The organism is Flavobacterium pygoscelis, assembly GCF_023162025.1.
GTDB lineage: Bacteria > Bacteroidota > Bacteroidia > Flavobacteriales > Flavobacteriaceae > Flavobacterium > Flavobacterium pygoscelis.
Genome location: NZ_JALNUB010000005.1, coordinates 118,443 through 130,978, shown reverse-complemented (window position 1 = coordinate 130,978; position 12,536 = coordinate 118,443). Strand labels below are relative to the sequence as shown.

The 12,536-nt window shown below is 33.7% G+C and carries 11 protein-coding genes; 2 read left to right on the top strand and 9 right to left on the bottom strand.

From position 1 onward, the window contains the following. Positions 1–5: 5 nt before the first annotated feature. Both MW871_RS09395 and purT read right to left on the bottom strand, forming a co-directional pair. A complete protein-coding gene (locus tag MW871_RS09395; protein WP_248428351.1) occupies positions 6–323 on the bottom strand; it encodes a DUF6370 family protein in 318 nt (105 codons plus the stop codon). A 2-nt stretch (positions 324–325) separates the two neighbouring features. Beyond that, positions 326–1,486: a formate-dependent phosphoribosylglycinamide formyltransferase gene (gene purT, locus MW871_RS09390; RefSeq protein WP_248428350.1), complete on the bottom strand. Its 1,161-nt coding sequence runs from the start codon at positions 1,484–1,486 to the stop codon at positions 326–328. A 175-nt stretch (positions 1,487–1,661) separates the two neighbouring features. On the opposite strand from purT, the gene MW871_RS09385 reads away from it, so the two are divergent. After that, positions 1,662–2,465: a hypothetical protein gene (locus MW871_RS09385; protein ID WP_248428349.1), complete on the top strand. Its 804-nt coding sequence runs from the start codon at positions 1,662–1,664 to the stop codon at positions 2,463–2,465. Between the two features lie 118 nt (positions 2,466–2,583). Here MW871_RS09385 and MW871_RS09380 read toward each other — a convergent pair whose 3' ends face one another. The 4 genes from MW871_RS09380 to MW871_RS09365 form a co-directional block, all read right to left on the bottom strand. Continuing rightward, on the bottom strand, positions 2,584–4,452 hold the full coding sequence (locus MW871_RS09380) for a peptidase U32 family protein (protein ID WP_248428348.1): 1,869 nt from the start codon (positions 4,450–4,452) through the stop codon (positions 2,584–2,586). A gap of 271 nt (positions 4,453–4,723) precedes the next feature. Beyond that, entirely contained in the window at positions 4,724–5,182 is a 459-nt protein-coding gene (locus MW871_RS09375) for a ferritin-like domain-containing protein (RefSeq protein ID WP_188048819.1), read from the bottom strand. Between the two features lie 445 nt (positions 5,183–5,627). Beyond that, positions 5,628–6,815 (bottom strand): pyridoxal phosphate-dependent aminotransferase, encoded by a 1,188-nt coding sequence (locus MW871_RS09370; RefSeq protein WP_248428347.1) that lies wholly within the window; start codon positions 6,813–6,815, stop codon positions 5,628–5,630. A gap of 103 nt (positions 6,816–6,918) precedes the next feature. Then, a complete protein-coding gene (locus tag MW871_RS09365; RefSeq protein WP_188048816.1) occupies positions 6,919–8,010 on the bottom strand; it encodes a fatty acid desaturase family protein in 1,092 nt (363 codons plus the stop codon). Positions 8,011–8,115: 105 nt separating this feature from the next. Between MW871_RS09365 and rsmG the strand changes: the two genes are divergently transcribed. Continuing rightward, a complete protein-coding gene (gene rsmG / locus MW871_RS09360) occupies positions 8,116–8,745 on the top strand; it encodes a 16S rRNA (guanine(527)-N(7))-methyltransferase RsmG (RefSeq protein WP_210644539.1) in 630 nt (209 codons plus the stop codon). Between the two features lie 134 nt (positions 8,746–8,879). Here rsmG and pruA read toward each other — a convergent pair whose 3' ends face one another. The 3 genes from pruA to MW871_RS09345 form a co-directional block, all read right to left on the bottom strand. Beyond that, positions 8,880–10,508, bottom strand: a complete 1,629-nt coding sequence (gene pruA / locus MW871_RS09355) for an L-glutamate gamma-semialdehyde dehydrogenase (RefSeq protein ID WP_188048814.1) — start codon at positions 10,506–10,508, stop codon at positions 8,880–8,882. 290 nt (positions 10,509–10,798) lie between these two features. Further along, complete coding sequence (gene apaG, locus MW871_RS09350) at positions 10,799–11,185, bottom strand: Co2+/Mg2+ efflux protein ApaG (RefSeq protein ID WP_188048813.1); 387 nt, start codon at positions 11,183–11,185, stop codon at positions 10,799–10,801. A gap of 81 nt (positions 11,186–11,266) precedes the next feature. Beyond that, positions 11,267–12,523, bottom strand: a complete 1,257-nt coding sequence (locus MW871_RS09345) for a type IX secretion system plug protein (RefSeq protein ID WP_248428346.1) — start codon at positions 12,521–12,523, stop codon at positions 11,267–11,269. Positions 12,524–12,536 lie beyond the last annotated feature (13 nt).

Below are 12,536 nucleotides of genomic sequence, written 5' to 3'. Positions count from 1 at the left end.
TCTTTTTATTTTTTAGGTACTAGTTTAAAAGAAGTTACTTTAAATCTATCGTCAACTATTTTTCCAACGACCTCTGCTTTTCTGACTGCAGCACAAAAACCGTCATTAGCATGTGCATCTCCATGTGCATCTATTGAAGTGCCATCTACAAAATAGGATTTCCCATCAATGCGAACGGCTAAATCGCAGCCATGTCCTTTCATATCAAATTGACATTGACCGCAAGCGGCTTCTACAATTTGTGGTTTTATTTCCTCTTTTTTTTCTTGAGCACTTAATGCTACTGCGAAAAATAAAAATGTTGCTACTATTATTTTTTTCATAATTATAAATTTACGGTTACTAAGGTAGCAGCATTTTTTGCTCTTTCCACAATTTCTTCAATAGGTGTTTCTAGAATGTCGTTTGCAAGTGCAACTCCCATTCTTCGGTTGGGTCTTGAAGTTGGTTTTCCAAAGATTCTAAAGTCAGTTTTTGGTAAAGCTGCTATTTTTTCGATTCCGGAATAGCTTGGATTTTCTGAATTTTCTGAAGCTAAGATAACAGCACTAGCACCTGCTTTTTCTAGAGTAATCTCAAAAATAGGTAAACTTAAAATTGCTCTTAAATGCAATTCAAATTGATTGAAATTTTGGGTTCCTGCTAAGGTGACCATTCCTGTATCATGCGGACGAGGTGATAACTCCGAGAAATAAACGCCTTCATCTGTTAGAAAAAACTCAACGCCAAATAGACCAGCGCCACCTAATGCTTCGGTAACTTTTTCGGCCATATCTTGTGCCTCATACAAGTCCTTGTCGGAAATACGTGCAGGTTGCCAACTTTCCATATAATCGCCACGTTCTTGTCTATGACCAATAGGTGCGCAAAATAAGGTGGGATTGTTGTTTTGAACAACAGTTAGTAAAGTGATCTCCGAATTGAACTGGACAAATGCTTCGACGATTACTTCTACTACATCACCACGGGAACCTTCAACGGCATAATTCCATGCTTTATCAATATCGGCAATTGTCTTTATTGTAGATTGTCCTTTTCCAGACGAACTCATTAACGGTTTTACAACGCAAGGCATTCCTACTGCTTCAACTCCTTTATGTAGTTCTTCAGCGGTGGTTGCATAGCGATAATTAGCCGTTTTTAATCCTAATTCTTTTGAAGCTAAATCCCGAATTGCTTTTCTGTTCATTGTAAAGTTGGCCGCTTTCGCCGAAGGAACAACTACAATTCCTTGCTTTTCGTACTTGTAAAACTGTTCCGTACGAATCGCTTCTATTTCTGGGACAATAAAGTCAGGTTGATGTTTGGCAACAATACGGTCTAAAGCTGCTCCGTCTAACATATTGATAACTTCAAAAGCATGCGCAACTTGCATCGCTGGTGCATTTGCGTAGCTATCGACAGCAATTATTTTTTGTCCGATTCTTTGTGCTGCAATGGTAAACTCTTTACCCAGCTCGCCAGAACCTAGAAGTAATATTTTCATTTTATCTCATCTTAATTGAGTAGTAAAAATAGAAAAACACTTTTTATAATACGTTAAAATTTATTTTAATTTATGGTTATAACTTTTGAATAACTTAAATTGAATTTTCTCACAAAAAGAGAACTATATTTATATATTTGTGGGTTTTTAAATCATAATTATAATTCAAAAAATAATGAAAACAAATTTTTTTTTATTGATCACTGCTTTATTTCTAACTACATTAGGATACTCCCAAATTACATTCAATGTGGGAATGGGGCAACAGAAAGCAGAAGGTATTGTTTTTAAAAAGGACAATCAAAATGTTAGTGGGCTAGTGCATTTTCCAGGTTTTAAGGAAAAAAGAATAAAAGTGAGAGTCGCTGATAAAAGCGAAAAATTTGCTGGTAAAGACATTGACTCTGTACAGATATTTGATGAAAATAAAAAGTTGATTTATACTTTCTTTTATACTAAAACAAAAACATATAAAGCAAAAGGAAAAGAGACAAAGATTGAAAAAGAAGGCTGGATTTGTAAAACAATGGAAGGCAAAGTCTCCTTATACTTAGGAGGATTGTCCTATGGAATTAAAGACGCTAAGGTTGAGGGTGATGCTATTAAAGAAGGAAAGACAAAAGCAGATAAAATAAAAATTAGAAAAATGAAAGTGGTTTCTGAAGAAGTACATCACTACTTAAAAAGAAAAAACGAAGATTATCCAACACTTGTGTCTTTGAGCTCAAACGGAGCTTCTGTAGGGTATAATGCTTTTTTCAGAGAATTTGCAGTCTATTATTTTAATGATAATCAAGAAATTGCGAAAAAGATTGAAGAAAAAGAATATAAGTATGATGATATAGAAGAGGTAGTAAACTTATATAATGTTAAACCAAAGTCTAAAGTAAAAGCAGAGGTAAAATCGGATGCAAAAGAGGTAGCAAAGCCAAAAGCAACTAAGGTTACAAAAAAGAAACCGACTAAAAAAAATAAATAAGAGCAATTGATTTTATTAGATTCTTTAATAAAAATCGATAAATTACTGATTTTTAGAAATAATAAAGCGTTCAAAAATTTATAAATAAATTTTTGAACGCTTTTATTTTACTTCTCAATTAATGAAAATGATCTTCTTCAATTTCAAACTCAGCATCTTTTTCCCAAATTTCCATTTCACAAGGCTTGCAATTGAATTTCAATTTGTATTCTAGTTCGCCTTGCTTTAAGACTAGAGGTTCTTTTAATTTCTCGCCCATAATTTCTTTTTGATGTATAGGGCATTTTTTTAATTCGTATTTGATGCAATATTTAGTAGTCATTACACGAGATTTTCCTGGTTCCCATTGTAATTCAAATGCTTTTTCTATTTCCGTAACACCGTGACGCTCATAAAATTTACGTGCCAATTTGTTAGATACATTGTACATGAAATCTAATTTAGTTTCAGGATAAGGATGTGAAGTTTTAACCAATTGGTGTTCTTCAACTTTGTAGCCAGCCATACGAATTGCTGATAATTGTTCAAAAACAGTACGTCTCATTTCATTGATTTTTGAAATAGGTAGAAACCAGTTTTCTGAAAACATCACATTAATTTCATCGGCTTTATAAGGAGTGAATCCTGTTTTACCCAATTGTGTTTTTATATTTTCGGCAATAGATTCGTTGTTTTTAGTTTGCTCTTTAGCATGTTCTAGATTAACTGTGCTCACAAAACCGTCTTCATCAGTAGCGATTAATTCGAAACCATTTTCATTTTCGGTCAATAATAAAGTAGTACTTATTTTTCGAACCGCACTATCTTCGCGCTCTACGATTTTGATAAAGGCAGCATCATTATTGCGGTAAATAAAAGTACCTTCTTTTAATTCCTTTAAAACATTGGGATAGGCTAAGCCGTTTTCGACTTTATTTACATAAATTCCATCTGCTTCATTGTTTTCGTTTATGTAGCAAAGTCCATCGCCATTGTTAAGTAGTTCTCCATTTTCAATTTGGTAAGCGTTACCAATTGTTTTGATTAATTTACCAATATATTGACCTTTTGATTTTGGACTTTCCCAAGACCCGATAGATTGGTCTCTTCCGTTTACAAAATAATCTGTGTATCCCCGATTGAAGCTTTTGTTTAAAGCAGAATCGAAAGTAAAAGTACATTTTCCCGAAGAAGCTTTAGTGTAGCTGTCATTTCCTTCTAGAAAAGCATCTAGTTTTTGTCTTAGATATGAAACATTATTTTTTACATATACAATATCCTTCAATCGGCCTTCTATTTTGAAAGAGCAAACTCCCGCTTCGATTAAGTTTGGGATTTGGTCTGAAACATCAAAATCCTTTATAGAAAGTAAGTGACTGTTTTTGATTAATGTTTCACCGTGTCCGTCAATTAAGTTGTAAGGCAAACGACAGTTTTGAGCGCATGAACCGCGGTTGGCGCTGCGTTCTCCATTGGCAACACTCATGTAGCAGTTTCCACTAAAGGAAACACACAAAGCGCCTGTTACAAAAAACTCTAATTCTACATCTGATGCTGTACTAATTGTTTTTATTTGATGAAGGTTTAATTCTCTAGCTAAAACGACACGTTTCATTCCAGCATCTTTCAGGAATTTAATTTTGTCAGCATCGCGGTTGTTCGCTTGTGTGCTTGCATGTAAAACGATTGGAGGTAACTCCATTTCCATGATTGCCATATCTTGCACGATAAGCGCATCTACTTTAATGTCGTACAATTTCCAAATCATCTGACGGCACGTTTCCAATTCATTATCGTATAAGATGGTGTTGATTACAACAAAAACTTGGGCGTGGAATAAGTGAGCATATTTTACTAATTCAGCTATATCTTCGATCGAGTTCGTTGCATTAGAGCGTGCTCCAAATTGTGGTGCTCCAATATATACTGCGTCGGCTCCACTGTTGATGGCTGCCATTCCGTGTATTAAATCTTTTGCTGGAGCAAGTATTTCTATTTTCTTTTTCATCTAGTTGATGATAAATTGTTAATTTTTAAAACTTTAGTCTTTTTAGAGTTCCCTCAAAAAAGTCTGCAAAGGTCTAATTAATTATCCAAGATTTCTAACGAATAGCTGTTTTTTTAAAAATAAATAGAATTATAAAAAGAGTTTTTTATAAAGGTTTATTAATTCGATTAAAATTGGAGTTCAGTACACCATATATGTAAATAGTTATTAAAAAATAAAAACCACTTAGCACAAGCTAAGTGGTTTTTATATAAAAATATTCTAATAGTAATTAAGATATTTTTTTTGCTTTAATTTTAGTTAAAGTACTTTGAATGCTATTTAATTGTTTCGTGATCATAGCAATTTGGTTGGTTTGTAAGTGGTCTTTTTTCAAAACCTCTTCATATTTCTCAATTGCAGCTTCTTCTCCAGTAATACAAGCGTTTATAATTGCTTCTGTATCTCCGCCAGTAAACGACGCTTTAATGTCAATCCAAGTACGGTGTAGCGCTCCTAAAGCTCCTCCACCAGACTCATCAGTTGATTTTCCTAGTCTGTTTATTTCATCTTGAAGTTCTACAATAAAAAGGGAACGTTCACGAGCATATTGTATAAAATCAGATTTTATTGATGCCTCTTCAGCGTGTTCTGCTGCATTGGTATATCCTAGTTTTCCATCCTCTAGAATTGAAATTAATCCTTCTAATGTGCTTACTGTTTCTTTTGTGGTTTCATCTGTATTTAACATGGTATAATTTTTTAATTAATGTATAATACAAAGTTGGAGAAACTTGTAATAAATTGTATTACACAATTTTAAAAAATATTTATAGTATTCTTTAGTGCTGCTTTTATGAAACTTAATTTTAAATAATAATCAGGTTGAAATAATAAAGTTCAATTTTCAATTAGAATGTATAATTAAATTCTAATAGTTTTTTTGCTATTGTAAGCACCAAATTTAATCTAAAAGAGCTTTTTATTAGAATTGATTTTACACGCGTAAGGGATAGTAGTGAAAATCCTTTTTTATTATGAAGCGATAGCGAAATAATAAAAAAGATTGAAGCGTATAGCCCGACCGTGCTGTAACTTTAGTGAAAGCAGGGTTACGCCCAAAAAAAATAGTTTAAGATCGAAGCGATAAAACTTCTAACCTTAAACTATTTTTATATTGTGAAAGTGTATTTTAATTAAGCGACAGCTTCTTTTATTCTGCGTAAGGCTTCTTTAAGAATGTCTTCGCTAGTTGCATAAGAGAAACGGATGCAGTTTGCATTACCAAAAGCTTCACCAGTTACTGTTGCTACGTTAGCTTCACCCAAAAGGTACATAGAGAAATCATTCGCATCTTTGATTAAAGTTCCTTTTAATGTTTTTCCGAAGAATGCAGAAACGTCTGGAAATACATAAAAAGCGCCTTCTGGAACGTTAATTTTCATTCCTGGAATTTCTTTGATTAATCCTACTACTAAATCTCTACGACTATGGAACGCTTGAACCATATCGTTTAATACAGAAGGATCAGCGTCAACGGCAGTTATGGTAGCGCGTTGTGCAATACTGTTGGCTCCACTAGTTACTTGACCTTGAATTTTGGTACACGCTTTTGCGATAAATTCTGGTGCGCCAATGTAACCAATTCTCCATCCTGTCATTGCGAAGGCTTTAGCTACTCCGTTTACGGTAATTGTTCTTTCTAACATTCCTGGTATAGAGGCGATGCTACAAAAAGTTCCCGAGAAATTAATGTGCTCGTAAATTTCATCGGCAACAACATATATGTTTGGATATTTATCTAATACTTGTGCTAATGCTGTTAGTTCGTCTCTACTGTAAACAGATCCGCTAGGATTGCAGGGAGAACTAAACCAGATCATTTTTGTTTTAGGAGTAATTGCTGCTTCTAATTGTTCTGGTGTAATTTTGAAATCGGTTTCTACTGAGGTAGGAACTTCTACAGGAACTCCGCCAGATAATTTTACAATTTCGAAATAGGAAACCCAGTATGGAGCGGGCAAAATAACTTCGTCTCCATCATTAAGCATGACTTGTGCAATGTTATATAAAGATTGTTTTGCTCCAGTAGAAACTACAATTTGAGAAGGTTTGTACTCTAAGTTGTTGTCTCTTTTAAATTTTCTGCAAATTGCTTCTTTCAGTTCTACATATCCATCAACGGGAGAATAAGTGCTATAATTTTCATCAATGGCTCGTTTTGCTGCTTCTTTGATAAAGTCAGGTGTATTAAAGTCAGGTTCTCCTAAACTTAAACTGATGATGTCTTTTCCTTCTGCTTTTAATTCTCTAGCTAATGCTGCCATTGCTAATGTTTGTGATGTAGATAGGTTGTTAATTCTGTCTGAAAGTGGGTTGTTCATTATAAAAAGTGTTGATTGCCCTGAGTTGCTGTAAAAATCAGGGTGGTTAATAATAGTTATGTTGCGGTCTTGTAAAAGAAAATTGAGTTTTTAAATGCTGTTTTTATAGAGCAGGTTTCATACCCAATTGTTTTAGATGTTTAAAGTGTGCAATAACAGCGCTTCTCATCGTTTTATATTCGTAATAAGGCAGGTTGCATTCTTGAGCTGTTTCCTTTACTATTTTGGCAATTTTACCGTAATGAATGTGGCTGATATTTGGAAAAATATGATGCTCAATTTGGTGATTTAAACCACCTGTATACCAGTTAACAATTTTGTTTTTTGGAGCAAAATTTGTTGTGGTAAACAACTGGTGAATAGCCCACGTATTGTCCATTTCGCCTAATTCATTTGGAGAAGGATTGGTCGTTTCCTCTACAACGTGTGCTAATTGAAATACAACACTCAAAATTAATCCAGCAGTATAATGCATTATAAAAAAACCAATAAGCACTTTCCACCACGTGATTCCTATGATAATAGGTAAAGCAATCCAAATAGTCACATAAATTACTTTTGTGATTATTAAAGTGGTCCAAAGTATTTTTGGGCTTTTCGCTTCTCCGTAAGATAATTTTCGTTTCAAGTAACTTCTCATTTGTCTAAAATCTGTTGTGATAGCCCAATTGAAAGTTAATAAACCATAAAGAAAAACAGAGTAATATTGTTGAAAACGGTGAAAATTGTACCATTTGGCATCTTTGGTAAAACGAATAACGCGTCCTGCATCTAAGTCTTCATCGTGCCCTGGAATGTTGGTATACGTGTGGTGTAACACATTGTGCTGTACTTGCCAGTTGTACACATTTCCAGCAAGAACATAAATAGTTCCTCCCATAAATTTATTAACCCAATTTTTATTAGAATAGGATCCGTGATTTCCGTCGTGCATTACGTTCATTCCTACGCCTGCCATTCCAATTCCCATTACAATTGTCAATAGAAGATGCGCCCAAAAAGGCATATCTAAGGTTAGGATTAAGAAATAGGGTGCTAGAAAAACAGTAAATAAGATTATTGTTTTTAAGTATAATTTCCAATTACCTGTTTTCTGGATTTTATTTTCCTTAAAGTAATTGTTAACCCGAGAGTTAAGGGTTCTGAAAAATTTCAGATTATCTTGCTTTGCAAAAGTTGGAGCTGTATTATTCATATGTCTTTAATAAGTTTCAAAGGTAATTATTATAAATTTTTGGATATGCAAAAATGAGATAAAAATTTTAACTCTAAAGTGTTACTTTTGTTAAAAAAATAAGTGATGGACGAGATTCTTAAATATTTTCCCAATTTAACTGATATTCAGAAAGAGCAGTTCGAAAAACTAGATTTTTTATACCATGATTGGAATGAAAAAATTAATGTTATTTCGAGAAAAGATATAGATGCTTTATATACCAAGCATATTTTGCATTCGTTAGGAATTGCTAAAATTATAAAATTTGAACCCGGAACTTATGTTCTTGATGTAGGAACTGGCGGTGGTTTTCCTGGAATTCCTTTGGCGATTCTTTTTCCCGAAACTCGTTTTCATTTAATTGATATTATTGCCAAAAAAATAAAAGTAGTGCAAGGGGTTGTTGATGCTTTAGAATTAAAAAATGTAAAAGCAGAACAATTGCGTGCTGAATTGGTAAAAGGTGATTTCGATTTTATTGTGAGTCGTGCCGTTACCAATATGCCGGATTTCGTTTCTTGGGTAAAAACCAAAATCAAAAAGAATAACAAACACGAATTGAAAAATGGAATTTTGTATTTGAAAGGTGGCGATTTAACGGAAGAATTAAAAGACTTTCCAAAAGCAACGGAGTATAATTTAGCTGATTTCTTTGAGGATGAGTTTTTTGAAACTAAGAAAGTAGTGCACTTACCATTGAAGTTTGTGGTTTGATAAGTCGTAAAGTCGATAGAACAGCCAAGTAAATAACTTAAAGTAAAAAGCCGAATCTAATAAGTTAGATTCGGCTTTTTGGTATTAAATAAAGTGCTTTACGACTTTCGACTTTAAAACTTTAAGACGATTAATTACTCTCCTAAAAACGGATATCTATAATCTTCTGGAGTTACAAAAGTTTCTTTGATTGTTCTTGCAGATGTCCAACGCAATAAGTTTTGCATAGAACCTGCTTTATCATTCGTTCCTGATCCTCTTGCTCCACCAAATGGTTGCATTCCTACTACAGCTCCAGTTGGTTTGTCATTGATATAGAAATTACCTGCAGCATTTTGTAACGCTACTGTAGCTTCTTCAATTGCATAACGATCTTGACTGAAAACTGCACCAGTTAAAGCATACTCAGAAGTAGTGTCTACTAATTCTAAAGTCTCTGCCCATTTAGCATCTTCATACACATAAATGGTTACAACTGGTCCGAATAATTCAGTTTCCATTGTAGTGTATTTAGGGTTTGTTGTTAAGATGACAGTTGGTTCGATAAAATAACCTTTAGATTTATCATAGTTTCCACCAATGATAACTTCAGCATCTGTATCTTTTTTAGCTTGATCAATAAATTTCGCTAATTTGTCGAATGAAGCTTCAGAGATAACAGCAGTAATAAAGTTGCTCATATCTTCTGGAGAACCCATTTTCATCGATTTCAAATCAGTTTCTAATTGGCTTTTAATCGCTGGCCATAAACTTTGTGGCACATACACACGAGAAGCAGCACTACATTTTTGACCTTGGTACTCAAATGCACCACGAGCAATTCCTGTGGTAACTTGTTTTGGGTTGGCTGATGGGTGCGCGATAATAAAATCTTTTCCTCCAGTTTCTCCTACAATTCTAGGGTATGTTTTGTATTTGCTGATGTTTGTTCCAATTTTTGCCCAAATATCATTGAAAACTCCTGTTGAACCTGTAAAGTGAACTCCTGCAAAATCTGGACTTGCTAATAACGTTTCCGTTACCATTCCAGAATCTCCCATTACCATATTGATTACACCGTCAGGTAATCCTGCTTCTTTAAAGATTTGCATCAACAAGTTAGCTGAATATACTTGAGTAGCTGCTGGTTTCCAAACTACTACATTTCCCATTAATGCTGCACTTGCAGGTAAGTTTCCAGCAATTGCAGTAAAGTTAAATGGAGTAATAGCGTATACAAAACCTTCTAATGCTCTGTATTCAACACGATTCCACATGTCTGAATTCGACTTTGGTTGCTCGCTGTAAATTTGCGTCATGTATTGTACGTTGAAACGTAAAAAGTCGATCAACTCACATGAAGCATCAATTTCTGCTTGATATATAGATTTAGATTGTGCAATCATTGTTGCAGCATTGATTTTTGCTCTATATGGTCCAGCAATCAATTCAGCAGCTTTTAAGAAAATACCTGCGCGGTGTTCCCATGCCATATTTGTCCATGCTTTTCTTGCTTTTAGTGCTGTTGCTATTGCGCCCTCGATATGAGATTTCTCTGCTAAATGGTAGGTACCTACGATATGTTGGTGATCGTGAGGTGCTGACATTGTTTTAGTATTTCCAGTTCTAATTTCTTCGCTTCCGATATAAAGAGGAACGTCAATTTTAGAATTCCACATTGCTTTGTAAGCTGCAAGTACAGCTGCTCTTTCTGGTGAATTAGGTGCGTAGCTTTTTACAGGCTCGTTTACCGCTTTTGGTACATGAAAAAATCCTTTTAACATAGTTGTAAAATTATAAAATTAAAAATCTTCGTTGTGTTTTTAAATAAAAAACAAAAGTACGAAGGATTCTTTAAAGAAATGATATTTTATGTTGTTAAGTAAAGACTAAACTTGTTTATAGTTGCTTTTTAGCCCTGATAGAAAAGGAAAGCTTTTTGTGGTATCGTTGTATTTTTTCTTGTAAAATAAGAGCGACTTTTGAAGCTCCTTATTTTGCTTAGAAAAAAACAAACGAGAACATGAAAACTTGTATTGGAGAGCAGGATTGGCTTCTAACAGAGTTTAAAAATCTAATTTAAAGCAAATGGAGCACACAATCTGAAAGACGGTACAATAACTTTAAAGTTTTTGGTAGAGGTAAAGTTGATCATGTTAAAATACCCTTTCATAGCGCCATAGGGCGAGGAGAGCAAGCAACCGGAACTATAGGTATGTAATTCACCTGGTTTTAAAACAGGTTTTTTTCCTATTACACCTTCGCCATCTACAACCTCAATATCATTTAATGAATCGAAAATTTCCCAATGACGAGAAATTAATTGTACAGAATCTTTACTGTGGTTTTCTATTGTAATTTGGTAACTAAAGGCAAAGTGTAACTTGTAGTTCTTGAAGTAAGTTCCTTCAAAACTAGTTAATACAGATATTTTTATGCCTCTTGTTATTTGAGAAACCATAATAAGTGTGTAAAATCGTGTTTGTTGTCGTCAAAATTACAAAAAATAGATGTCGATTTGCCAATTATCAAAAAAGAATTTTTAGTTGGTACTATTTACAGAACTTGCGCTGCCTTTTCCAACTACTCTGTCATAACGGTCTATTCCTTCTCTGTAATAAACCAGAACGGTGTAATTATTTTCTGTTTGATAAAAATTACCATCAATCGCATTTTCAAAATCAATGTTTCCTTTGTTGTCTGCAATGGTGTATTGAAAATTTGTGAATCCTTGTTTAATTAAAATCGCCTTTTCGTAAGTTGCTTTTTTAGGATTGTAATCGAGTTTATATTCTGGTGTAAGATTGTAGTTGTTAAACATTCCCGTAACATAAATATCTTTGTTAAGTCTAAAACTGGGAGCCGAAAGGCTAAAATAAACCCAAGCGTAATCTGCTTCGATTTCGCTATTTGATGCATTTATATTTTTAACAACAAAATTTCCGTTGATGTCTTGACTGAAAGAATAAGGTAAATTAGCTCTTGCAGCATTTGTGTACAATCGAGAACCATAAATGGCTGTGTCAGAGTCTATTTTTCCAACATTATTCGCGGCAGCTCTGATGTCTTTATTCTCGAAATACAGGAATTCATTACCAGCCCAAAATTGTGTTTCTGCATCGTATTTATATATCAACTCATTGCCAATTGTATATTGTGGTACTACATTTTTGATGGCGTTATTTAGTTGACCATTTTGCATAATTACCACTCTTACGTTCTTTAATGCGTTTTGAAAAGTAATCGTATTGGATCTAATGGCAAAATCTAAATTTTGTTTCGTATCCATATTAGTAACCGTTCGTGCGCGTTTAACTTGCAGGGGAACTGAAACTAAATCTTCGCATAATATAAGTTTTCTAGAAAAAACAACTTCTTTGTTTTCATCTAAAATCTTGATCATGTAATTGCCACTGATTTTTAATTTTCGGGTAAATTGATTGGGAATCGATAGTTTATAATGCGAATATATTTGTAAAGTATTAAAAGAATTGGTGTAATCCTGAATGCGTTGATTGTCAAAACCTTCTAGATACTCATTTTTGGGTAATCCAGAAGGAATCCAATTATAATCACAGTGAATTATTTCATAATAGTAATTGGCTTCGTTGCCAAAAAGATCATCAAATTGCAACTGAAAACCTTCACCCAAATTTAAGATTGGGATTATGTTTTGTTCGTTTTGAACAAATGAAATTGTTTTGATATTGTAAGGAGGAACCACCTCTTTTTCTGCTTGTGCAAAAGAAGAACTAACTGTAAAAAGCAGAAAAAAGTTGGCGAAAATAGTTTTAATCATCTTTCTAAATGTC